Annotated in this window: 24 protein-coding genes and 1 pseudogene; 15 read left to right on the plus strand and 10 right to left on the minus strand. The window is 70.9% G+C overall.

Features of this window, described 5'->3' with window-relative positions; translation table 11 throughout:
* Positions 1-121 precede the first annotated feature (121 nt).
* Positions 122-505: a VOC family protein gene (locus QOZ89_RS21370; protein WP_071052022.1), complete on the minus strand. Its 384-nt coding sequence runs from the start codon at positions 503-505 to the stop codon at positions 122-124.
* Positions 502-2,118, minus strand: a complete 1,617-nt coding sequence (locus QOZ89_RS21375; protein ID WP_312624780.1) for an MDR family MFS transporter — start codon at positions 2,116-2,118, stop codon at positions 502-504. The genes QOZ89_RS21370 and QOZ89_RS21375 overlap by 4 nt, the downstream gene beginning before the upstream one ends.
* Before the next feature lie 86 nt (positions 2,119-2,204).
* Between QOZ89_RS21375 and QOZ89_RS21380 the strand changes: the two genes are divergently transcribed.
* Together QOZ89_RS21380 and QOZ89_RS21385 are read left to right on the plus strand one after the other, a co-directional pair.
* Complete coding sequence (locus tag QOZ89_RS21380; protein WP_312624782.1) at positions 2,205-2,831, plus strand: TetR/AcrR family transcriptional regulator; 627 nt, start codon at positions 2,205-2,207, stop codon at positions 2,829-2,831.
* Between the two features lie 511 nt (positions 2,832-3,342).
* Positions 3,343-4,038: a hypothetical protein gene (locus QOZ89_RS21385; protein WP_312624784.1), complete on the plus strand. Its 696-nt coding sequence runs from the start codon at positions 3,343-3,345 to the stop codon at positions 4,036-4,038.
* A 561-nt stretch (positions 4,039-4,599) separates the two neighbouring features.
* Here the strand turns inward: QOZ89_RS21385 and QOZ89_RS21390 are convergent.
* Positions 4,600-5,715, minus strand: coding sequence for an endonuclease/exonuclease/phosphatase family protein (locus tag QOZ89_RS21390; protein ID WP_312624786.1), 1,116 nt, complete (start codon positions 5,713-5,715; stop codon positions 4,600-4,602).
* 62 nt (positions 5,716-5,777) lie between these two features.
* On the opposite strand from QOZ89_RS21390, the gene QOZ89_RS21395 reads away from it, so the two are divergent.
* Together QOZ89_RS21395 and QOZ89_RS21400 are read left to right on the plus strand one after the other, a co-directional pair.
* Positions 5,778-6,155, plus strand: coding sequence for a DNA methyltransferase (locus QOZ89_RS21395; protein WP_312624788.1), 378 nt, complete (start codon positions 5,778-5,780; stop codon positions 6,153-6,155).
* Positions 6,156-6,410: 255 nt separating this feature from the next.
* Positions 6,411-7,484 carry a serine hydrolase domain-containing protein gene (locus QOZ89_RS21400; protein WP_071052019.1) on the plus strand — a complete coding sequence of 358 codons (1,074 nt, stop codon included), beginning with the start codon at positions 6,411-6,413 and terminating at the stop codon, positions 7,482-7,484.
* 251 nt (positions 7,485-7,735) lie between these two features.
* On the opposite strand, the gene QOZ89_RS47455 is transcribed toward QOZ89_RS21400, so the two are convergent.
* The 3 genes from QOZ89_RS47455 to QOZ89_RS21410 form a co-directional block, all read right to left on the minus strand.
* Entirely contained in the window at positions 7,736-7,948 is a 213-nt protein-coding gene (locus QOZ89_RS47455) for an alpha/beta fold hydrolase (RefSeq protein WP_349308062.1), read from the minus strand.
* A complete protein-coding gene (locus QOZ89_RS21405; RefSeq protein ID WP_071052018.1) occupies positions 7,945-8,550 on the minus strand; it encodes a TetR family transcriptional regulator in 606 nt (201 codons plus the stop codon). The genes QOZ89_RS47455 and QOZ89_RS21405 overlap by 4 nt, the downstream gene beginning before the upstream one ends.
* 418 nt (positions 8,551-8,968) lie before the next feature.
* Complete coding sequence (locus tag QOZ89_RS21410) at positions 8,969-9,943, minus strand: aldo/keto reductase (RefSeq protein ID WP_071052017.1); 975 nt, start codon at positions 9,941-9,943, stop codon at positions 8,969-8,971.
* Between the two features lie 286 nt (positions 9,944-10,229).
* Between QOZ89_RS21410 and QOZ89_RS21415 the strand changes: the two genes are divergently transcribed.
* The 4 genes from QOZ89_RS21415 to QOZ89_RS21430 all read left to right on the plus strand — a co-directional run bounded on the left by QOZ89_RS21415 (position 10,230) and on the right by QOZ89_RS21430 (position 13,806).
* Positions 10,230-10,886 carry a DedA family protein gene (locus tag QOZ89_RS21415; protein ID WP_071052016.1) on the plus strand — a complete coding sequence of 219 codons (657 nt, stop codon included), beginning with the start codon at positions 10,230-10,232 and terminating at the stop codon, positions 10,884-10,886.
* A gap of 514 nt (positions 10,887-11,400) precedes the next feature.
* Positions 11,401-11,874, plus strand: coding sequence for a nuclear transport factor 2 family protein (locus QOZ89_RS21420; RefSeq protein ID WP_071052015.1), 474 nt, complete (start codon positions 11,401-11,403; stop codon positions 11,872-11,874).
* Between the two features lie 90 nt (positions 11,875-11,964).
* Entirely contained in the window at positions 11,965-13,185 is a 1,221-nt protein-coding gene (locus QOZ89_RS21425) for a cytochrome P450 (RefSeq protein WP_071052014.1), read from the plus strand.
* 153 nt (positions 13,186-13,338) lie between these two features.
* On the plus strand, positions 13,339-13,806 hold the full coding sequence (locus QOZ89_RS21430) for a nuclear transport factor 2 family protein (protein ID WP_071052013.1): 468 nt from the start codon (positions 13,339-13,341) through the stop codon (positions 13,804-13,806).
* A gap of 195 nt (positions 13,807-14,001) precedes the next feature.
* On the opposite strand, the gene QOZ89_RS21435 is transcribed toward QOZ89_RS21430, so the two are convergent.
* Positions 14,002-14,271, minus strand: coding sequence for a GlsB/YeaQ/YmgE family stress response membrane protein (locus QOZ89_RS21435; protein WP_071052012.1), 270 nt, complete (start codon positions 14,269-14,271; stop codon positions 14,002-14,004).
* A gap of 559 nt (positions 14,272-14,830) precedes the next feature.
* Between QOZ89_RS21435 and QOZ89_RS21440 the strand changes: the two genes are divergently transcribed.
* From QOZ89_RS21440 to pabB, 3 genes are all read left to right on the plus strand, one after another.
* On the plus strand, positions 14,831-15,205 hold the full coding sequence (locus tag QOZ89_RS21440) for a nuclear transport factor 2 family protein (RefSeq protein ID WP_071052011.1): 375 nt from the start codon (positions 14,831-14,833) through the stop codon (positions 15,203-15,205).
* Positions 15,206-15,348: 143 nt separating this feature from the next.
* Positions 15,349-15,744 (plus strand): DoxX family protein, encoded by a 396-nt coding sequence (locus tag QOZ89_RS21445; protein WP_071052010.1) that lies wholly within the window; start codon positions 15,349-15,351, stop codon positions 15,742-15,744.
* A 552-nt stretch (positions 15,745-16,296) separates the two neighbouring features.
* Positions 16,297-17,454, plus strand: a complete 1,158-nt coding sequence (pabB, locus tag QOZ89_RS21450) for an aminodeoxychorismate synthase component I (protein WP_071052009.1) — start codon at positions 16,297-16,299, stop codon at positions 17,452-17,454.
* A gap of 235 nt (positions 17,455-17,689) precedes the next feature.
* Here pabB and QOZ89_RS21455 read toward each other — a convergent pair whose 3' ends face one another.
* Both QOZ89_RS21455 and QOZ89_RS21460 read right to left on the minus strand, forming a co-directional pair.
* Positions 17,690-18,088: a type II toxin-antitoxin system VapC family toxin gene (locus tag QOZ89_RS21455; RefSeq protein ID WP_071052008.1), complete on the minus strand. Its 399-nt coding sequence runs from the start codon at positions 18,086-18,088 to the stop codon at positions 17,690-17,692.
* Positions 18,073-18,330: a type II toxin-antitoxin system Phd/YefM family antitoxin gene (locus tag QOZ89_RS21460; RefSeq protein ID WP_071052100.1), complete on the minus strand. Its 258-nt coding sequence runs from the start codon at positions 18,328-18,330 to the stop codon at positions 18,073-18,075. Before QOZ89_RS21460 ends, QOZ89_RS21455 begins: the two co-directional genes overlap by 16 nt.
* A 397-nt stretch (positions 18,331-18,727) precedes the next feature.
* Between QOZ89_RS21460 and QOZ89_RS21465 the strand changes: the two genes are divergently transcribed.
* Positions 18,728-19,030, plus strand: coding sequence for a 2-oxoglutarate and iron-dependent oxygenase domain-containing protein (locus QOZ89_RS21465; protein ID WP_312624797.1), 303 nt, complete (start codon positions 18,728-18,730; stop codon positions 19,028-19,030).
* A gap of 579 nt (positions 19,031-19,609) precedes the next feature.
* Positions 19,610-20,794, plus strand: a complete 1,185-nt coding sequence (locus QOZ89_RS21470) for an acyltransferase family protein (RefSeq protein ID WP_241842144.1) — start codon at positions 19,610-19,612, stop codon at positions 20,792-20,794.
* 282 nt (positions 20,795-21,076) lie between these two features.
* Here the strand turns inward: QOZ89_RS21470 and QOZ89_RS21475 are convergent.
* Positions 21,077-21,325, minus strand: a pseudogene (locus QOZ89_RS21475) (helix-turn-helix domain-containing protein); the annotation flags it as partial.
* Positions 21,326-21,699: 374 nt separating this feature from the next.
* On the opposite strand from QOZ89_RS21475, the gene QOZ89_RS21480 reads away from it, so the two are divergent.
* Both QOZ89_RS21480 and QOZ89_RS21485 read left to right on the plus strand, forming a co-directional pair.
* Positions 21,700-21,825 (plus strand): hypothetical protein, encoded by a 126-nt coding sequence (locus tag QOZ89_RS21480; protein ID WP_274536600.1) that lies wholly within the window; start codon positions 21,700-21,702, stop codon positions 21,823-21,825.
* 42 nt (positions 21,826-21,867) lie between these two features.
* Entirely contained in the window at positions 21,868-22,839 is a 972-nt protein-coding gene (locus QOZ89_RS21485; protein ID WP_071052004.1) for an aldo/keto reductase, read from the plus strand.
* The last annotated feature ends 2 nt before the right edge of the window (positions 22,840-22,841 follow it).

Consider the following 22,841-nt stretch of genomic DNA (forward strand, 5'->3'; position numbering starts at 1 on the left):
CTGGTCGTGTCGACCGGGACCAGGGAGATGTACGACGGGTCGCCTGGAACCAGTCCGGCGACGAGGGAAGGGGCCCGCGAAGATCGCGGACCCCGTCCGGGTGACCGGTTCGCCGTTCGGCTCACGCGGCCGGGCCGCCGTAGGGGACGGTGATGATCTCCAGGATGTGCCGGTCGGGGCTTTCCCAGTAGACGCCGCGGCCGCCGTCGTGGTGGTTGATCTCGCCGGGGCGGGTGCGCATCGGGTCGGCCCACCAGGTCAGGCCGCGGTCGCGGACGCGGCCGAAGATCTCGTCGAACTCCCGGTCGCCCACGAGGAAGGCGTAGTGCTGCGGGTGGACCTCGCCGGTGGCCTGGCCGACGTCCAGGCTGACGCCGGCGACCTGTACGACGCGGAACGGCCCGTAGATCGGCGCGTCCGGCAGGCCGAGGATCTCGGTGAGGAAGGTGGCGGTGGCGTCCCGGTCGGACGACCAGACGATCGTGTGGTTGAGTTCGATGCTCACTTCCGCGCTCCCTTCGGCCTCGCCGCGGGGGCCTTCAGCCCCAGGGCCGGGACCAGGGCGACGGCGGCCAGCACGGCTGGCCACCAGAACGTGACGCTGAACGCATGGGCGCGGTCGGCTGTTCCCGACAGCTGGTGCTGCAGGGCGACGGCGAACACGGCGGTGGCGACGACGCCGCCGGTCCGCTGGAGGATGCTCAGCAGGGTGGTCGCGCGGGCGATCGCGGCCCGGTCGAGCGTGGCGTACGCGGCCGCGCTCGTCGGGGCGAACAGGCAGCCGGCGCCGAGGCCGAGCATGACCTGCGCGGGCAGCAGGACCAGGTCGTTCCCCGCGCTCCCGGCCAGGGCGTAGCCGACGAATCCGAGCGTCAGCAGCGTGGTCCCGGCGAGGACCACGAGACGGCCGCGGCCCCGGTCGACCAGGCGGCCGGTGAGCGCCTGCGACACGGCCGCGCCCACGCCCTGCGGAGCGAGCAGCAGGCCGGTCTCCAGCGCCGAGGCGCCGCGGACCTGCAGGTAGTACAGCGGCAGCAGGAACATCGCGCCGGTCAGCGCGCCGACGCTGACGACCTGGACCAGGGCGGCGAGAGTGAAGCCGCGGGCGGTGAAGTGGCGCAGGTCCAGTAGCGGCGCCGCGACGCGAGGCGCGCGGACCGCGAACGCCACCAGCAGGGCGACGCCGGCGCCGATCCAGGCCAGCGCGGCGGCGCCGATCCCGTCCGTGTCGCCGGCGATCGAGGTGACACCGTAGACCAGCGCGACCAGTCCTGGGGAGAGCAGGCCGAGGCCGACGGCGTCCAGGCGCTGGGCGCGGCTGCCCGGCTGCGGCTCAAGCGCGCGGGCGGACCACAGCAGGCAGGCGACGCCGATCGGCAGGTTCAGGAAGAAGATCCACCGCCAGTCGGCGGCCGAGACGAGCACACCGCCGACGACCGGGCCCAGGATCGGCCCGAGCATCATCGGGATGCCCACGACCGCCATCGCCCGGCCCATCCGCTCGTGCCCCACGGCCCTGGCGACCATCGTCATCCCGACGGGGAACACCATCCCGCCGCCGACGCCCTGCAGCACCCGGAACGCGATCAGGCTGGGCGCCGACCAGGCGAGGCCGCATGCCAGCGAGCCGGCGGTGAACGTCCCGACGGCGACCAGCCAGACCGGCTTCGCGCCGAACCGGTCGACCGCCCAGCCGGTGACCGGGATGACCGCGGCGAGCGCCAGCAGGTAGCCGGTCATCACCCACTGGACGGTGGTCAGCCCGACGGCGAAGTCGCCCGCCAGCCGGTCGAGGGCGACGCTGACGATCGTCGCGTCCAGAACCGTGGTGATGGCGCCGAGCACGACGAGCGCGACGACGGTGCGCGCGCCTCGGTCCAGCGGCGCGGGCCGCTCCCGCCGCCGAGCCTTCGTCGTCAGGTCGATGGCCGGGTCGGCGGCCGGGTCGGTCGTCGCGCCCCGCGCGGTGGGGGCCGTCAGCTCGGCGGTGGCCTTTCCCCCGTTCGCGGCCGCGGCCGCGGGAGCGGGAGCGGGGGTTGTCGAGTCGGGAGGGGCCGGAGCCGTCGCGTCGTGCGCGGGCCGTGGCCCGGCCGGACGGGACGTGATCTTTGTCAGCATGGTGTCAGTGTCTCCTTGGTGTCGAACTAACTTTATCGTGACTCTAAATTTTGTGCGACGCCAAAGCAAGGGGGTAGGGTGATCCCATGACCGAGGTGGGCCTCCGCGAGCGCCAGAAGCTGGCGAGGCGGCAGCGGATCGTCGAGGCCGCGGTGGCGCTGTTCGCCGAGCGGGGCTTCGAGGCGGTGCCCGTCACCGAGATCGCGCAGCGGGCCGAGGTGTCGCCGGCGACGGTCTTCAACTACTTCCCGACCAAGGAAGACCTGATCTACGACGGCATGGCGGCCTTCCACGCCGCTCTGCTGGGGGCGGTCCGCGACCGCCGCCCGGGGGTCTCCGTGCCGGCGGCGTTCCGGGAGTTCCTGCTCCAGCCGCGCGGCCTGCTCGTCGCCCCCGACCCGGGCGCGCGAGAGCAACTGGCCGTCGTGGCCCGGGTGATCCGCGAGAGTCCTGCGCTGCAGGCGCGGGAGCGCCAGGAGGCGGAGCGGTCCACCGCCGCCCTCGCCGAACTCGTCGCGGCCGAACTCGTCGTGGGGCCTCTCGACCTGCGCCCCTGGGTGCTCGCGACCGCGCTGGTCGGCGTCAGCCGCGCCATGTCGCGCGCCGTCCAGCAGGCCGCGATCGACGGCCGGCTAGGCCCGGAGTTCACCGCCGAGCTGATGACCGCCGGCACCGCCGCCCTCATCATGATCGAGCAGGGCTGCACCGCCTGACCGCGTAGCGCTGTTCGATGGTGCCAACAGCGCCCGAACTCGCACTCCGCCTGAATGCGCTCCAACGGCAGGACACCACCGCCCGCTGGCACTTCCCAGCCGACAAACCCGACTGACGGGGCCGACGGCTGGCCCTCGCGGGAAGACGCTCCCGGGGCGTGGAGCCGCCGCGGCCAGGTGAGTTGGAGCGGAGCGGCGGCCGTTGCTGAGATCGTCGCCTCGCACATCGCGCGTAATGCGACATCCGTGATGTCCTCCCGGCCTGGCATCTGGCATCCGGGGGTGTGGCCGTCGGGCCGGTGTCGTGTCGATGTGGGCTTTGGCCAGCTCTCGGCGTCGATCGCTGCCCGCCCGGGCCATCCTGGGTCTGAGTCACCTTTAGCGCATACATCGTTACTTGGCGCGAGATCGATCGGCGCGGCCTGGAGGTTGGCGTACACAGCGCACGCGACGTGTGCCCAGGCCGTCCCCGCCGGCGCGCGGCACGCCAGACACGTCCCTGGTCCCGGGCATGACCAGCAGCAGACTGAACGTGGCGGAGGCCACGGTGGACGACTCCCCATTGCTGTCACCCGACGAGGACCGTCTCGTCCGAGGCAGATTCGACGCGGCCGTCCGGGGCCTCGACCCGGCACGCCTTTCCGTCCTGTCCTGGTACCTCGCCGAGCGGCTCCTGCGATTGACGGATCCGGTGGCGGTCGAGCGGCGCGGACCCCGCGTGCGTCGGACACCCCGGCGCAGGCAGCACCGCGCCCCCGGCGATCGGGAGGGGACCTGGGCCTGGTGGGGCTTGGCCGCCCTCACGTTCCTGTTCGCCGGCCTGCTGCTGCTGGCCTCGACCCTGCTACCCCCGACTGACCGCTGCCCACTCGTGATTGTCGGCGCCAGTGCGCTGGCGGCCGTCCTGCTCTTCTTCTGGATCGGGTGGCTGCGCGTCGACGACGGTCTGGTCACCGCCGTCCTGCTGGCGCCCTACGTGCTGGCGCGCGAAATCCTCGCCGCGGTCCAGCAACCGGTGGACATCATCGCCCGCGCCGTCGACGACGCCCAGGGCCTTGTCCGCTGGGTGAGGCGATGGTTGGACGACGAACGCCTGCGCGCCCGGGCACGGCGCACCGCGCGCCGCCTGGGCGCACGGCAACTGCGGGTCCTGGTTGCACGTCTCGACGACCACCTGGCCGCATGCGCCGACGGCGCTGACCACTGAGGAGAGGGCCGGTTCCCTTGCGCCGACGTCCTACGCGGTTGCGCAGCCAGATCGCGTTGTCGGCGGGCCGCCGGGGCCGCGCGCGGAACTTGGCCTGGACGACCGTGTATCCCGACCACTGCGTCCCGTCAGGCAGCGTCAGGCGCTGCCCGGTCGTCGCCTCCCGGCCCCCATCCCGACCCGCGCCGTGGATCCGGATGCCGGGCAGCAGCCGGGCAGCCAGCGCCTGCGCCATGTGCTCGAATTCGGCCGCGCCCAGCCGAGTGAGATCATAGTCAGCCACGAACCCAGTCTCACCAGGCATCATTACAATGCGTACAGATATTGAGCGAACCGTAGCTGGCGGTAAGGTTACCGAGAGTGAACTTGGTGTGCATTGCCAGGGCTCTTGATCCTGGCGGTAGGCCGGGTTCGGAAGGCACTCACAAGGTGGCGGGTCGACGCCGCCCGCTGTCGGTCGCTCCGCGCAGTGAGAGCGCCTGGAGTCGACGAGACCCGGGGACGGCCTGCAAGGTGGACCGCTTCAGAACGTCGGCCACGGTTGGCGGCCACGGCGGCGGGTCAGCTGGAAAGATCGATGTCTGCGTAGACGGCGGCGTGGTCGGAGCCGGCGTGCACCTCTTTGGTCATCGTGTCGTAAATCGGCCAGAGCGTGCCCCGCCGACCGCCCCATACGCCTTTGCGGAAGATGCCGCCGCCGGTCGCCCTCGCGTACAAGGTCGGGGAAAGCAGGACATAGTCAATCTTGTTCCGGGCGGTGCAGTAGCCGTAGGTGCCGGGTCTGCCGCCGTCGTCGAAGGCGGGATGCGAGGAGATGTCGCGCAGGTCGGTGTTCCGCAGCAGCGGCGTCAGCGAGTCGCTGTCCGGTGTGTCGTTGAGGTCCCCGACCACCGCCACGTCGGGTAAGCCGTCGGCGACCAGGTCGCGGTAGATCTCCGCGATCCGCTGGGCCTGCCGGCGGCGGAGGGCGTCGGAGGCGACCTTGCCGCCGTACCCCTTGCTCTTGAGGTGGTTGACCAGCACTGCCAGCCGCTGCCCGGCCGGCGCGCGGAAGTGATACTCCGGACAGTCCCGACTGAAGATCCGCCCCGCCGGGTCGACGTCGTCGACATGACTGTGCTGCCCTACTAATGGATACTCCGCGGTAGCCAAAATCCCGACGTTGATGCCCCGCTCGTCATTGCCGTCGACCACCATCACCTGCGGGTACCTGGGCCGGCCGGCAACAAGCAGGCTCGCGTCCGTGAACCGTTTGAGCGCGATCCGGTTCTCTGCTTCGATCACGCCGAGGATGTCAGCGGCCACGTCGTGAATCACCCGGGAAGTGTTCAGCATCGCCTGCTCGTCGACCCGGTCGGTGGTCAACTCGACCCAGCCGATCCAGTCACCGCGGCCGCCGGCGACAATCGTGACCCGGCCGTCGCGCGACCGCTTCAGCAGCCGGCCACGATTCTGTCGCAGCCGAGCAAACCGCGCGCTGTCACTACCGGACAGACCGAGCCGACGCAGCAACCGCAAAATGCCGGCCTTGATCTCGGCCGTGTACTCCGGCTCCTCCAACAGCTTGCAGATCTGCTCGTACGCCTCCAACGCCGGCCGACCGGCCGACCAGGATGGCTGCTCCAGTACCCTGGCCCGATTGAACAGGTTCTCGACGTTGTAGCTCGCGATCCGCACTCAACCTCCCTCGGGCTGCCTACGGCAGCGCGCCGACCGGATCAGCGCAACGGACGGACATCATGGCCGGTTCGTGCCCATTACACCGCCCGCTCCGAGATGGCGCGGCGGTGCGTTGCCCGCCTTGCCCACCCTGGGCACGACGTGATCATCGTCGGTCACGGAAGGACGCCCGCGCGATCGCGGCGGGTCGTCCGCCCGGCGGCGTGGTCCTTGACCCGCTCGCTGGCACTTCCACGACGCGCCTCGCTGCCAGCCGCGTCGGCCGGACCTACATCGGCATTGCCCCAGGCTCCTCCAGCTACCAGCCGTATCTGACGCATTCCGGCGGGAGTCGCCCGAAGAGACGGGCTGGGGGTGAAGCTGACGGTCAACGCGTCCCAGTGCTGGGACGCAAGGCGGGCGGAGAAGCGGTCCGAGCATCCCGGTATCAGCGTTGACCTCTGGGATGCGACCGCGCTGACCGACATGTTGATCAAGGGGTCGATGGAAGACGTCCGTAGACATTTCCATCTCGGTGTGCCGCGCCGCGGGGATGATTTTCAGGTTTCCTACCGTCTGCGTTGGGTGGGAGAACAACATAGGGGCGTCAGCGTCCGTCGCACCATGTGCCCGGCATGGCGCTGACGGCCCATGGTGGTGGCGGTTCGCTCTACACTGCCGGGATGTCGAGACGCTCCTCGCCGAGCGGGGCGATGCGACCTCGAGCCGAACGCGGCAGCGCCATCCCCGCGTCTCTGGACGACGTCATCAGCCTGGTCCGGGCTCGTGGCGCGGCGGCGCAGCTGTGCGTCATCAGGAACGGGCGGGTGATCCTCGACCAGTCGTTCGGCTGCCGGCCGGACGCGTTGTTCTTGCTGTTCTCCGCTGGGAAGCCGTTCACGGCCATGCTGGTGCACCTGCTTGCCGACCGTGGCCTGGTCAATCTGGACGACCCGGTCGCGCAGTACTGGCCGGAATTCGGCCACAACGGCAAGCAGGCGATCACGGTAAGGCATGTGCTGCAGCACCGCTCCGGCATACCGGTGGCACGCAACCTGGTGGCCGACGCCCTGTCGGCCACCAGCTGGCACCGCTCGGTGCGGGCGGTCGAACGCGCCCGGCCTGCCTTCCCACCCGGACAGGTTCCCGCCTACCACATCCTCAGTTACGGATTCATCCTCGGCGAGCTCGTGCAACGGGTCACCGGAGCAGAGTTGCGCTCCGTGCTACGCACGGAACTGCTTGACCCGTACGGGTTGGCTGACACCCATCTTGGGCTGCCCGCCCCGCTGTGGCAGCGGCACGTCCCCGTGCGCGCGGCCGGCCCCGGCGGAAGGCAGCTCCTGTTCAACCGTCGCCACGTCCGGCAGGCGGTCATCCCTGCCGCCACGATCTCCAGCACTGCCCGGGACCTCGCCCGCTTCTACCAGATGCTCATCCGCGGCGGCGAACTCGACGGCGTCCGCGTGCTCACCCCCGCCGCTATCGCGACCGCTCGCCAGCCTTCCTCCGATGGCCAGATCGACCAGTTCCTGCACAGGCCGATCCGCTGGTCGCAGGGTCTCCAGCTCGGCGGCCCAGCGCCCGGCGCGGCCCGCCCGCAGCCGATGGGCTCACGCAGCAACCCGGACACCTTCGGCCACAACGGCTCCAACTGCTGCATCGGCTGGGCCGACCCCGCCCGCGACCTCGTGTTCGCCTACCTGACCAACCAACTCACCGCCAGCATCGAAGGCTCACCCCATCAAAGCCAGGTAAGCGACGCCCTGCTCGCAGCCTGCCCGTGACAACCAACTACCAGCCGGACCGAGGCACAGTTGGGCTGACAGGTTCCGCCGGAGGGACGCACCTGGTCAACGTCACGGATGGTAGTGGGACCGAGGTCGCCGGAAGCGCCCGAACAGGCCGCTGAGCGCAGCTTCAGGGCGGTCGTTCCGAACGATCTGGCGGAGAAGAGGTCCGTCGAGTTGCCAGCCGACCAGTACATCGCGACATAGTCGCGATGTACTGGTCGGACCTGGAGCAGGTCCGCGGGTGGTTACTCTCCGATGGAGGCAACCGCGGCCAAGATCGCGTCGATAGCGACCTGTGGATGCGACACCATCGAGACGTGCGAGCCGGCCACTTCGGTGATCGTGGCGCCTGCGCGCTCGGCCATCGTGCGCTGCGTACCCGGCGGGATGACCCGATCCTCTGTTCCCACGACCGCCCAACTTGGCCGCGTCTTCCACGCCGGGGCGGCGGTGGTCAGTGCAGGTCAGGGAGGGTGGCGAGGGCGTCCAGGAGGGTCACGGACAGGGAGTCGGTACCGCCGTGGGCGACCCAGCGCTCGAAGGCGTAGCTGACGACGCCAGACAGGGCGCCGGCGTAGGCACCGGCGCGGGGGTCGTCGGCCCCGACGCCGAGGCGCGCGGTGACCGCCGCCTGGAACGCCGCCGCGGTGCTGACGGCGCCGCGGGCGAGCGCCAGCATCACGGTCTCCGGCGAGCGGTGCACCGCGAGGCCCCAGGAGAGCAGCAGCTCACGGTCCCCCTCGTGTTCGTGGTTCGTCTCCCGGACGGCGGCCGAGAACGCCTCGACCAGGGACTCGTGCGGCGGGCGGGCGCGGACCCGGGCGCACAGCAGTTCGATCAGGCTGCGCGGGAGCGAGGCGAGCACCTCGTCGCGGCTCGCGAAGTACCGGAAGAACGTGCGCATCGAGATCCCGGCGGCCGCGGCGATCCGCTCGACCGTCACGTCCTGCGGCGCCTCGTTCGCGAAGAGCGTCAGCGCGGTGCGTTCCAGCTGCCGGGCGACGCGCTCGCGACGAAGCTCCCATCCGTTCGGACGGTGCTCGATGGTCTCGGCGCTCATGGCACTGCATAATGCCGCACCGGACCCCGACGCTTCCGCCCAAAAAGGCCAGTACCCGGCCCCGGCGGCGGCCTTCGCGTCCGCAGCCGTCGCGCCAGCGGCCGCCACGCTCGCGGCCGCCGGGCAGCGGGCCGCGGCGGCCACGCGTCGGCGCGCGCGCGTGCGCGCTCCGCTCACGGTTCCGCGCGTGCGCGCTCCGCTCAGGGTTCCGTTGGTTCCGGCTCGGTCGAGAAGCGCCCTGCCCCATGACGCGTGTCATCTGACTGACCCGTGGCCGGTCGGCCCCACCTGAACGGCGCACCGGGCACCTGGCGTACCAGCGCCGGGCGCCCGGCCTGGCGCCCCCTGGCGACCGATCCGAGCGGGAAGCCCGCCCGCTGGTCTCGCGCCGGCACCGGCACCGGCATTCGCGCAAGGGCTACCAGCGGTGGTGGACGAGGGCGCGGATGCGGCGGTCGTAGAGGTCACGGATGGAGGCGGCCGTAGCGGTGCCGAGCGGCGGGGCGGCGGCGGCCGCGACGTTGTCCGTGACCTGCGCCCGGTTGCGGGCGCCGGGGATGACGGTGGTGACGCCCGGCTGGTCGATCACCCAGCGCAGCGCCAGGCGGGCCGGGTGGTCGGACAGCGCCGCGAACTCACGCGCCGCCTCGACGCCGGCCTTGTAGTCCACGCCGGCGAACGTCTCGCCGACGTCGAACGCCTCGCCGTGCCGGTTGAAGGCGCGGTGGTCGGACGGGTCGAAGACGGTGTTCTCGTCGTAACGCCCGGACAGCAGGCCGGAGGCGAGCGGGACGCGGGCGAGCACGCCGACGCCCGCGGCGAGCGCCGCGGGCAGGAACGCCTCCAGCGGCTTCTGCCGGAAGGCGTTGAGGATGATCTGGACGCTGGCCACACCCGGCCGGCGCAGCGCGGCGAGCCCCTCCTCGACCGTCTCGACGCTGACGCCGTAGTTCGCGATGCGCCCTTCGTCGACCATCGTGTCGAGCGCGTCGTACACCTCGGCCCCGATGATCACCGAGGTCGGCGGGCAGTGCAGCTGGACCAGGTCGAGCCGGTCGACGCCGAGGTTGCGCCGGGACCGGTCGTTCCACTCGCGGAAGTTCGCGAGCACGTAGTTCTCCGGCACCTGCGCGACCCGGCGGCCCATCTTCGTGGCCACCGTGACCCCCGAGCCGGGATGCTCCCGCAGGAACCGGCCGATGAGCTGTTCGCTGCGCCCGTCGCCGTAGACGTCAGCGGTGTCGAACAGGGTGACGCCGGCCTCGGTCGCCGCCGCCAGCACGTCGATCGCCGCGGCCTCGTCGACGTTGCCCCAGTCGGCTCCCAGCTGCCAGGTGCCCAGCCCGACGACCGACACCGGCCGCCCTGTCCGTCCCAGAACTCGTCGCTCCATGCGGCGATCCTAGGATCCGGCGGCGGCGGCTTCGAGGCGCCGGCCCGGCGGGTGCCCGGTGCCCGGTGCCCGGGGCCCGGCGGCGTCCCGGGCTCGCCGCCGCCGCCCTGTCCACCCGGTTTCTCGTTTGTTGTTTCGAGACCCGTACGCTGACCCCGTTCGCGGTCCGCTGCCCGCTCGTCGGCGAGGCCTGCCTCGGCCCCGTGGGCTCCGGCCCGTGCTGCCCCGGCCCGCGGGCGGCGACGCCAGTTCTCGACCACTGCTCTGCGGAGAGGCCAAAACGCCGGTGCAACACTTCATCGCCAGCCACGGGGTCCTCGCGGTGTTCCTGCTGATGGCCCTCGAGTCCGCCTGCATCCCGATCCCCTCCGAGGTGATCATGCTGATGGGCGGCGCGCTGGCGGCCGGGGCGATCGAGGGCTCGCACCCCAGCCTGGTGCTGGTCATCGTCGCGGGCGTCGTCGGCAACGTCGTCGGCAGCTACGTCGCCTGGGGGGTCGGCCGCTACGGTGGCCCGGCCGTGATCCGCCGCTTCGGCCGTTACGTCTTCCTGCGTGAGCACGACCTGGACAAGGCCGAGCGGTGGTTCGAGCGGCGCGGCGCGGTCTCGGTACTGGTCGGCCGCCTGCTGCCGGTCATCCGCACCTTCATCTCCCTGCCGGCCGGCATCGCGGCGATGCCCCCGCTTCGCTTCGGCGTCTACACGACCCTGGGCTGCATCCCGTGGACCGCCGTTCTCGGCATCGCCGGCTACGCCGTCGGCGACCACTGGGAGAAGATCGCCAACGCCTTCCACGGCCCGTCCTACATCATCGCCGGGATAGTCGCGGTCATCCTGATCGTCCTCGCCGCCCGCCACGTCAAGCGCCGCCGCGCGTCCACCGCCGCCGAGCCCGTGGCCGCCGACACCACCGACGCGCCCATCTCGGACCGGATGGCATAAGCCGGATGGCATAGGAAGTTCGGGCGGCTTCGCGCGGCCGCCTCGTTGGCCTCGCGGAGGCCCGACACACCTGCCCGGCCGGTGACCTTCGGTGCTCCGGAGGCGCCGAGATGTGTTCATCGCCGGGCCAACGATGTATAAAGATGTATAAAATAGACAAAGTCGAGACAGGCGGCTGGGGCGCAAACCGGCCCGGCGCGCCCCGCATGCCGCGACCGCATGCGCCGCGTCGGCTGGGATGTTAGCTTCTGAAAACTGACGGGCCGTCAGGTCTGGTCGGGGTCGTCCGTTGAACGCCCATGTCGCGGCGCGCGCAGCCTGCGTCAGGACCGTGAGCTGGGGCCGTGCCGGTCGCGAGGCCGGAGGCCCACATCAGGTTGTCCGGTCGAGGGCCGTGCGACGACGGCTGTGCGGCGCGCGGCCGGAAGCCCTCATCGAGCCGGAGGCCAAAGGCGGCGTGATGACGGCGAGCCTCACGCGGCCGGAGGCCGGCATTGAGCCATAGGGAGACGGAATGGGCGACTCGGCGGCGGGTGTCGTGACGGCGGCTCCTCGGGAGGTCGCGGCGGCGTTCTGGGATGCGTTGTACGCGCGGGACTGGCCGCGTATCCAGAGCTTTTTCGGGCCCGAGTCGATCTACTACGACGTGCCGACGACGCCCGCGGCGGCGGCGCGCGGTCCGGAGAGCATCGCGGCCCGGCTCAGGCTGGCACTGGCCGGGCTGTCCGAGTACAGCCATGGCGACTCCCGGGTCGTGGCCGAGGGGGACCTCGTCGTCACCGAGCACGAGGAGCACTGGGGCTGGCCGACCGGCGAGAAGGTCACCCTGCCGTTCGTGTCCATCCAGCGGGTCGTCGACGGCCTGATCGTCCTCTGGCGTGACTACTGGGACCTGAACACGCTGATGGCGGCGGCACCGCCCGGCTGGCAGGAGAGCATGGCCGCCGGCGACCTGTCCTGGGTCTTCGACGCCACCGGCCTGGCCTGACCACTCCCACCTGCCTGGCCTGACCGCTCCCCACCTGCCTGGCCGTCGGGCGCGCGGCGCCCGATTCGGCCCGAACCCGAAGGGCGCCCGATGACAGCTCCGGCCGTGCGGCCCGACCTCAACCTGCTCGACGGCCATTTCTACGCCGGCGACCACGGCGACCCGCATGCCGTGTACGCCTGGTTACGGGCCAACGAGCCGGTCTTCTTCGACGAGCACAGCGGCCTGTGGGGGGTGGCCAGCTACGCGGCCGTGCTGGAGGCCGAGAGGAACCCGCGCCGGTTCTCCAGCGCGGGCGGCTCCCGGCCGCGCACCGGCGCCATCCCGCACATGATCGACATGGACGACCCGGAGCACACCAAGCGCCGCAAGCTGGTGAACAAGGGCTTCACCCCGCGCCGGGTCGGCTCGCGGCACGACTATCTCACCGGGGTCTGCGACCTGCTGATCGACCAGGTCTGCGAGGCGGGGGAGTGCGACTTCGTCCGCGACCTCGCCGCCCCGCTGCCGATGATCGTGATCGGCGACATGCTCGGTGTCGCTCCCGAGGACCGGGCGACACTGCTGCGCTGGTCGGACGACATGCTGAGCGCGCTCGACGCCCACGTGTCCGCCGAGCAGCTCACCCGGTCGGGGGAGGCGTTCGCCGGCTGGACCGAGCACATCACCCGCGTCGTCCACCAGCGCAGGACCGAGCCGACGGACGACCTGGTCAGCGTCCTGGTGCACGCCGAGATCGACGGCGACCGGCTGGACGACCAGGAGGTCTACAGCGAGTCGCTGCTGATCCTCATCGGCGGCGACGAGACCACCCGCCACGTGCTCTCCGGTGGGATGGAGGCCCTGCTGCTGCATCCCGACCAGCGGGACCTGCTCGCCGCCGAACCGGAGCGGATCCCGGCCGCGGTCGAGGAGATGCTGCGCTGGGTCTCGCCAGTGAAGAACATGTGCCGCACCGTCGTCGCCGACGAGACCTGGTACGGCGCCGAGCTCAAGGCCGGCCAGCAGATGCTGCTGCTCTACGAGTCGGCCAACTTCGACGACAGGATCTTCGAGGATCCGGAGCGTTTCGACGTCACCCGCGCGTCGAACGACCACCTGGCGTTCGGTTTCGGCACGCACTTCTGCCTCGGCAACCAGCTTGCCCGCCATGAGCTGACGACCATGTTCACCCGCCTGCTCGCCCGGCTGCCCGACCAGGAGCTCGCCGCTCCCGCCCCCCTGCCCCGCCGCGCCGCCAACTTCGTCTCCGGCATCGAGTCCATGCCCGTCCGCTTCACTCCCTCCGCCCCGCTCGGCGGCCCGCGGTAGGCCGGCCACGACAGCCCGAGGCCGGCCACCCGTATGAGGTTTCGGCGTGGAAAGGCGGGGCGAGGGGTACCAGGCGGTCTACACTGACGTGACGCAGCTCACAGATGGGTGGAGTGTCGGCGCGCCGGCGACACCTCGTGGACGGGAGCGAATGTGGCGGACTCTCCTGAGGAGCCGTTAGCGGCGGACCAGCTGGCCATCACCGGCCTGCTCGCGCGTTACTGCGTGTTGCTCGACATCGTGGACGTCGAGGGCTGGGTGGGCCTGTTCACGCCGGACGCCGTCTACGACGTGGACGGGCGTACATACCGCGGCCACAACGACCTGCGCCGGCTGTTCAAGGGGACCCAGCGCGGTCTGCACATGGCCGGGCCGCCGGTCATCGAGGCCGACGGGCCGGATCGGATACGCACCACGCGCAACGCCTTGTTCGTCAATCGGCACAACGGCGCGCTGCGCCATACCTTCTACCGCGACGAGCTGGTCCGGACCGCCGACGGGTGGCGGATAGCGGGCTGTGTCTGCCGGTTCGTCACCGGCGACGGGATCGTCGCCTGGCCCGACCATGGTCTCGAGTCGCCCGTCCACGGCATCGACAGCCCCGACTGGGCGGACGCGTAAGCCGAGGTTCCGCCGCCGGAATCCGGATGCGAACGGCGCGCGTCCCCGGCCGTAGACACGACAGCGGCGTCCTCCTCAGGGGAGGACGCCGCCACGGCGGCCAACGGTTCTCGGGCGACCAACGGTTCCCGGCCGGTTCCTGGTGTCGATCACCGCCCGATCAATGCCCGTTCCTCGACCGGTTTCCCAGGTCGGCTACCTGCGGCTGGAGCGGGACCTCCAGATGGGCTGCAGGATGACGATCGCGCCGGCCGCCACGGCGATCTGGAGGACGTGACGGACCCAGTCGACGCCGCCGGTGTGCCGGACGCCGGCGGCACTGGCGATGACGTTGCCGATCAGCGCGCCGATGATGCCGGCGACGATGGTCAGCCAGAGCGGCAGCTGCTGCCGCCCGCGCAGCACCGCGCGCGCCAGAGCGCCGATGATCAGACCGGAGATCACGATCCAGATGATTTGGAACACGGTGGTGCCCTCGTTTCGTGCGTAGCCCCGAACACCCTGGAAGGCAAGGTGTGAAGCGGGAGAGTACCGCCTCCGCCCGGTGCATTGGGAGGCATCGGCATCAACCTGGCGGACAATCGAGGTTTACGGGCGTCTGATGGCACCTTCGGGAGACGAGGAACCGTCTGGTATCGCCGGCGTGTTCTCGGCGAGCAGCGGCGCAACCGCTCGGTGGTGATGCTCCGTATGCGCGCGATCCTGATGGGCGACCATCTGTAGTCGGTGACGTCACACCCGATCCCGATCACGGCCAATCCGCCCGCGCCCGCCGCGACGCTCAGCGGCCTCGCCACCCGCCCACGACGACGCCCGGCGACCCCACTGCGCGATCCCTGGCGAGCCAGGGTGATCCGGCGGCGGGCCCGTCCGACCGCCCACGCTCCCGGCTCCGGCCCTGGCCATTACCCGTGCGGTAATCGACCCGTTTCCCGAACCGCGACATGGTTGCCATGCCGGAACGTCCGGCCAGGAACCCGGGAGATTTCCGGTGGCATTTCCTGGAAGCCGCGAGGAGACCGCCATGAGTGTGCACGAGACAGCCGTCGAGCGATACCTCGCCGCCTGGAACGCGGCCGAGCCGTCGGGAACCGCGGCGGCCGTCGCCGCGGCGTGGGCCGAGGACGGCGGTTACACCGACCCACTCGCGAGCGTCACCGGCCATCAGGAGATCTTCGGTCTCATCGGCGCCGTCCAGGCGCAGTTCCCAGGACACCGGTTCCGCTTGTCCGGCACCGTCGACGGCCACCACGACGTCGCCCGCTTCGGCTGGGAGCTGGTCGCCGCGGACGGCTCGGCGCCCGTCGCCGGCTTCGATGTGCTCACCCTCGACCCCGACGGCCGCATCCGCTCCGTCATCGGCTTCCTCGACCGCGTCCCCGCGCCCGCCCCCACCTGAGGGCCAAAGCGGGTGAGGCGCCGTCGGCAGGGCCGGGAAGCCGTCGAGTCCGGTGTCAGTAGCCGCATACGGCCAGCGGCGTCCCCACGTAGGCGGCGGAGCGGTCGGGAGCGTGCGGCCGCTCGTGATGGTTCGATATGCCCATGGATCGCAAGCGGTTCACCCGACCGAGCCCCCGGGTGGTGACCGGGGCGTTCCTGGTCAGCGGAATGGTTCACCTGGCGCGCCCCTCCTTCTTCGAGCCCCTGATACCGCGGGCGCTGCCGCGTCCTCGCGAGATCGTCTACGTCAGCGGCGTCGCCGAACTGGTCTGCGCGGCCGGGCTGCTGGCGAAGGCCCCCTGGGCGGGACCCGCCAGCGCCGCCGTGCTCGTGGGCGTGTGGCCGGGCAACCTGCAGATGGCGCTGGACGCCACGGCCCGGGTCCGCCGGAGCGGCGGCCAGCCGCGTGACGTCGCGCTGGCCGCGCTGGCCTGGGCCCGCATGCCGCTGCAGATCCCGATGCTGCGCGCCGCGCTGTCCGCTCGCCGGGCCTCGTAGGCCGCCCCGGCCGCGGTCAGCCGTCGCCGAGGCCGGTGTCCTCCAGGTCGAGGTCGCGCTGACGCCGCGGCGGGCGGCGTCGCTGATCTCGCCCGCGTCGTACAGCCGGTTGAGCTCGGTGTTCTCGACGGCGATGAGGTCGCGGCACAGATCCCGGTAGGCCTCGGCGGCCGGGTCGGGCCGGCCTTCCCACGCGCCGTAGGCGAAACCGATGGTCGGCGTGTGCGAGGCGGCGACGCCGCCGATGATCCTGGTCGCTGTCCTTTTCCGCTCATCCGGTCGGCTGGGCGCCGCCGTCGACGACCAGGCCCGTCAGGTTCGTCCCGGTGATCAGACGGCCCGAACTGGCCCAAACGGGGCGGCGTCGTCCGACGGTGGTCGGGCGTGGTGGCGATGGTGAGAGAGAACGCGTCATCCGGCCGCGCCAGGTGGCGCGACGGGTCCTTAGCCTGGACCTCGTACCTTCTGAGCACGCGGGACCAGAACCGAGGACCAGAACCGAGGACCAGAACGCGGGGCAGAGAGCACAGGACGCGGGACGCAGGAGAGACGATGTCGTCCGGTTACGCCAGGTTCGACGATCTGCGCGCCGGTGTGGCCTGGGAGTTCTCCCGGACAGCCTCCACCCTGGAGGCGGCGAGCCCCGGCGACGTCGCCGGGCTGCTCGCCGACGTCGAGGCGGCCGCCGCCGGCGGCTGGTGGGCCTACGGCTACGTCGCCTACGAGGCGGCGGCGGGGCTCGACGCCACGCTCGCCGTCGACGCGCCGCTGCCCGGGCTGCCGCTGGCCTGGTTCGGCGTCTGCCCTCCGCCGCGGTTGGTCCCCACGGTGCGCGAGAGCGACCCCGCCTCCTACCGGGTCGGCGAGTGGGCCGCCGCGTGGGACGAGGACGCGCACACCGCGCGGGTCGCGGCCGTGCGCCGTGCCATCGCCGCCGGCGAGACCTACCAGTGCAACCTGACCACTCGGCTGACCGCCGAGACCGAGGGCGACGACCGCGCCCTGTACGCCGACCTCGCGCTCGGTCAACGCGGCTCCTACAACGCATATCTCGATCTCGGCCGCTTCGCCGTCGCGAGCGCCAGCCCGGAGCTGTTCTTCGAGACGAGCGGCCGCGCCGTGCGGATGCGGCCGATGAAGGGCACCGCGCGCCGGGGGGACACCCCCGCCCAGGACGCCGCGATGGTGGCCGCGTTACGCGCCAGCGAGAAGGAACGCGCTGAGAACATCATGATCGTCGACCTGGTTCGCAACGACCTCGCCCGGGTCGCGACGACCGGCAGCGTCCGGGTCACCTCGCTGTGCCGCGCGGAACGCTACGAGACCGTGCACCAGCTGACCTCGGGCGTCTCCGCGGTGCTGCGCCCTGACGCCGGGCTCACCGACGTGTTCCGCGCGCTGTTCCCCTGTGGCTCGGTAACCGGCGCGCCCAAGGTGCGCACCATGGAACTGATCCGCGACCTGGAGGACGGCCCCCGCGGCGTCTACTGCGGCGCGATCGGCATGGTCGCGCCACCGGGTGCGGCCCCGTTCGAGGCGCGCTTCAGCGTCCCCATCCGTACCGCCCTCATCGACCGGGCCGCCGGCCTCGCGACCTACGGCGCCGGCGGCGGCATCACCTGGAGCTCCGACCCGGCCGCCGAGTACGCCGAGCTGCGCGCCAAGGCCGAGATCCTCACCCGCCTCGCCAGCCCGGCGGTCCGCCGTTAGTGATCAGGGCCGGCCTGGCCGGGCCACCTGCGGCGACGGAAAGCCGCCGGCGGCCGGTGGCGCGAGAGGCCGCCGGTGATCCGGTGGGATTTTCGGCGCCCTGACCCCGACGATCCCACCAGATCACGGACGCCACCGTGTGGCAGCCGACCATCACCATGACCTCCGTAGCGCTGGCCTCATGGCCAATCGCACGGCGCCGCTGACGCACGGCCGCGCCCGTAGGCCTCCGTGCCTACAGCTCGGTCGCGAGTACACCGGGAAGATCGGCGAATCGCGCCTTCGCGTCGAGGCTGACGATGACCCGGCCGGTCTCCACGGCGTGCGCGGCGATGATCAGGTCATGCGCGCCGCGCGGTCGACCGCTCCGGCGAGCCCAGGCGATCAGCTGGGCGTGATGAACGGCTGTGCCCTCCGTGTATGCCAACACATCCAACACGGACATCATGGCGGCCAGCGATCGGGCACGTTCAGCCGCCCGGTTCGCGCTGTCAGCCATTTCGATTCCCACGCGATACTCGGCGACAGTGATCGCCGCGACGGCGAGTTCGTCATCATCCAAGGCGGACCGGTCGATCTTGCCGCGCTCGTACGCGATCAGCAGGTTGGTGTCGAGGATCAGGCGTCGGCCCACGGATCACCTTCATAGGACTCAAGGTCACCTACCGCGGCGGCGATGCTCTCCTCGAACGCGTCGTCGGGCGGCGCCGTCCCAGCCAAGACGGCCCGAAGATCCGCACCTGTTCGCCGATGCGTCGGGCCGATCTGAGCGATCGGCCGGTTGCCGCGGGTGATGGTGATGATCTCACCGGCCGCGACGGCGTCCAGCAGATCCGAGAACCTGCGCGAGGCCTCGGTCGCCGTGATGACCCTCATGACCATCAGTCTAATCTGAGAATCAGATTTCGCCACCCCATCGGGGCCTCTGCCACGAACAGTGGCGCCCGGCCGCGGACCGTACGCCCCTTCGGCGGCAGGCCAGGGCACAGGATCCGCGAGTCGGCCCCGGAGCCCGTGGGGAAGCTGGAGCCAGCCGGCATGCGGCTGATCATCTGGGTCGGCCTAGACCGTTGAGTCCATGCGGGTGCTCATCTGCCGCCGGCTGCCAGTATCGACCCTGCCTCGCCGGTCTGGTCCCGGACCCGAGTAATTTCGTTTCCTCGCTCTGGCTCCGACGAGCCCACCGGATCACGACCTTCGCCGGCACGGTCGCGGGGGAGGGCCGTCGATGACCCGCGAACAGGGACCGGATGGCGGCCGGCGGGCCGCGTCCGTGCATGACGCGCCGGTGGACCTGAGCGGCTGGTGGTCCGGCGACCCGGCCGCGCCTGAGGCCATCGCCGCCGCCGTCGACCGGGCCTGCCACGAGACCGATTTCCTGCTTCTGGAGGGCCACGGGGTCCCGGACGACGCGATGGACCGCTTTGTGGCGTGCTGCGACGAGTTCTTCGCGCTTCCCGAGGCTGACAAGCTGGCCTGCCGGCTTCCCAAGGTCCCCGATGGCAACAACATCGGCTATACCGCCTTCGGCGAGGAGGCGTCGGCAGCCCGAACAGCAGTCGATCATGGATGGTGACCGCCGGCGTATGGGCGCCCCTGGCGGGCTCCCCCGCCATCTTCCGAACCACGGGCTGACGTCGCACCCCCGGGCCGCCCGGCGCATGCGACATCCAGCTGGTGCGCGTCCCTTGCGGCCGCAGGCTCCCGCGTCGAGTAATCATCTACTCGGCTGTAGTAGCATCGCGACCGTCCAGGCGAACCTGACATTAACGTATGAGTAGGGTTAGTCCATGTCGGCCAGGAAGGTCCCGGATCGGGCGGTCGTAAGCCGAAGGGAAGGGCTGGGGTGAGTCGGAGACGCGACCTCCTGGTGGCCTCTGCCTCGGCCGCCGCGGTTGGTTCCGACTGCCCAGGGGTCAGCGTCGTCCGACCGGCGTTCGGCCACGCCGCATGACCATGGCGACGAGTGCGATCGCGTCGGGTTGTGCCGCCAGAACCTGATCACGGCGCCGCGGCTGGTGGCTGCCTCGGTGTTCACGGTGGCATCCGGCTGCGCGCCGCGAATGGCACCAGCTCGCCCGCATGATTGGCGTGGTCATCCTCCGCATCGGCGCCGACCGCGCCCGCAGGTCTCCCGACAACTGAGAAGGGCACGGTGACCGAGAGGATGTCGCCATCGTCCGGCCGGCACCGAGCCGCGTCCAGACCCAGAGCCAACCCGCCATCTCAGGCTCGTCGCGACCTGCCGTCACTGACCGGTCTGCGAGGCGTCGCCGCCACCCTCGTGTTTATCCGCCACATCGACGCGGATGTCGAGGAAGCAATTCCCATGGTGCCACTCGGCAACATCGGATATGTCGGTGTCATGTTCTTCTTCATGCTCTCAGGATTCGTACTCACCTGGTCCGCCCGTCCGGGAACCCGTGCCCAGTTCTACTGGCGTCGGTTCGCCAGGATCTACCCGCTGTACCTTGTCGCGATCGTGTTGTGGCTCGTCGTCGCCTGGTCGTTTGGGCTGATCGGCGAATTCGGATCGAAACCCGCCTCCATTCTTCCGAGCTTGCTGCTTATTCAGGCCTGGATTCCCACCCAGTCGATCTACTTCGGCTGGGGCGGCGCGGTGCTGTGGTCGCTGTCGTGCGAGGCGTTCTTCTACCTCGTCTTCCCGCTTGTTTACCAGCGGCTCGCGGCCCGGACCAACGCGGACCGGATCCGCGCGGCCCTCCTCGTCGTCCTGCCGACGGCGGCCGTGGCCTGCCTGGCCGGCGCGGTGGACCCCCGCCTCGACCTCGCCCTCTACGCCAACCCGGCGGTGCGGGTCGGAGAGTTCGTCCTCGGTATCGTGCTGGGACTTCTGGCACAGGACGGCGTGCGCGGCACAGCGAGACAGCGCCGGGCACTCGCCGTCCTCGCGATCGCCTGGCTAGCCGTCCCGATCATGCTCGGTTACCGCTACAGCGACCACCCGGGCCTCATCGACACCCTCGCCCTGCCGTCGTTCGCGGCAATCATCTTCCTGGTCGGCACCCGGGAGGCGGACGGCCACAGAGTACCCATCGCGAGTGCCCGCCCTCTCGTCTATTTCGGCGTGGTCTCCTACGCCTTCTATCTCGTCCACCCCGGCGCACTCGCGGTCGTCAGTAAACTCGGCTGGTTCGACACGACCAGCGCAGCCGCGGCGGCTCTTGCCGTACTCGCGGGTTTCCTCTTCTCCATCGCGCTTGGCGCGCTCCTGCACCACACCGTGGAACGGCCAGCCCACCGATACCTGCTGCATAGATTCCGAGGCCCGCGCGATCAACGGGTCAAACTCGCCGCGCGCCCAGTCGGAACCCGGTAGGACAGCGGCCGGCGCAGGTGTTGGCCCAGCCCTCACCTCTACTTCGCGAGGGCTTCAACCTCCACGGCAGTGCTTCCTCTGTCGCTGTCCGCGGCCGGGCTCACCGGGGTGCTCGCCGCCGTGGCGGTCGCGCTCATGGCCGGCGGCTTCACCACCCTGCGCCGCGTGACGATCTGACAGACCGGCGGACCGAGCCACCGGTGGCTTCGGCGTGGCGTCCCAGCTGGCGAGGAGCTTGAGGCCGTCGGCCGTGGGGGTGCCGGCCGGCGCGGTGTAGACGAGCAGGGTGAGCGCGGTCGCGAGGCCGTCGAGGACCGCGTCGGAGGCGCCGGCGAGGTTCCCGCGCTCCATCCGGACGTAGTAGTCGATGCTCACCCCTGCCAGCAGCGCGACCTCCTCGCGACGTAGGCCCTTGACGCGGCGGTTGCCGCCGCCGTAGGCGGGCAGCCCGGCCTCCTCGGGGGTGATCCGCTCCCGCCGCGAGACGAGGAACTCGCGGGCCTGGGCCCGGTTGCCCGCGCGGCTGTCCATGCCTCACGGTAGGCGCGGCCAGCGGCAGGAAGGGGGTACTGCTGTTGCCTGGAAAGCCAGGCACTCCCCGGGATGGTCGGGCCGCGCCAGAGTCGGTGAGGTGACCGCATCGACCACCGCAACCACCCGTCACGCTGCCACGACGTCGATCCTGGCGGTAGGCCTTGCCAACTGTTTCATGATCTGTTCGACGGCCCGATCATCTTCCACGCCGTACCGAAGATCCAGGTCGCGAAGGGGTACGTCCACGCGGCCGGTCGGACGCTGCACGTCACCAAGGGCGTCGGCGCTGCGATGCCGCGAGACGGCACCGCGATCGTGAAGCGACCGGCGACACCGTCCATGCCCCGCCCGGTGGGTGGCACTGGCACGGCATGATGCGTGACCGGTTCGTGACCCACCTGGCGATCTGGGATGCCGCCGCGGAATCGGCCGCCGCGGAGACCACCTGGGAGGAGCCGGTCACCGACGACGACTACCAGCGGGCTCGACCGCGGTAACCGCGCCGCACGCGGCACGACACAGGACTGGGAGAAGTGACCATGAAGCACATCACGTTGCGGGATCTGGATGTTTCCCGGATCGGCCTGGGCGCGATGGGGATGTCGTTCGGGTACACCGGAGCGAGCAGCGACGACGACGAGTCGATACGGACCATCCACCGCGCTCTGGATCTGGGTGTCACCTTCATCGACACCGCCGAGGTCTATGGACCGTTCACCAACGAGGAGCTGGTGGGGCGGGCGCTCAAGGGACGCCGGGACGAGGTCGTGCTGGCCACGAAGTTCGGCATGATCTCCCACACCGGCCGCGGCGGCCTCGACAGCAGCCCGGCCAACATCCGTACCGCGGTCGAAGGGTCGCTGCGGCGCCTGGGCACCGACTACATCGACCTGTACTACCAACACCGCGTCGACCCGGACACCCCGATCGAGGACACCATCGGCGCCCTGGCCGGGCTGGTGTCCGAGGGGAAGATCCGCCACCTCGGGCTGTCCGAGGCCGGGGTGAACACCATCCGCCGCGCGCACGCCGTCCACCCGATCACCGCGCTCCAGTCCGAGTACTCCCTGTGGACCCGCGACCCGGAGCCGGCCGTCCTGCCGCTGCTGCGCGAGCTGCGCATCGGCTTCGTGCCCTACTCCCCGCTGGGACACGGGTTCCTCACCGGCCACATCCGCTCGCTCGACCAGCTCGACGACAGCGACTGGCGCAAGACCAACCCGCGGTTCACGGGTGGGAACTTCCAGCGCAACCTGCGCATCGCCGACGAGGTCGCGGCCGTCGCCACCGAGGCCGGCGCGACCCCGGCCCAGGTGGCGATCGCCTGGCTGCTGACCAAGGGCGACGACATCGCCCCGATCCCCGGCACCAAGCGGGTCTCGCGCGTCGAGGAGAACATCGCCGCCGAGAGCCGCACGCTCACCCCTGAGCAGATCGACAGGCTGGATCGGCTCACCCCGCCGGCCGGCGATCATCACAACGAGGAGCAGATGCGGATGATCGACCGCTGACC

This window comes from Pseudofrankia coriaricola, assembly GCF_032027725.1.
Lineage (GTDB): Bacteria > Actinomycetota > Actinomycetes > Frankiales > Frankiaceae > Pseudofrankia.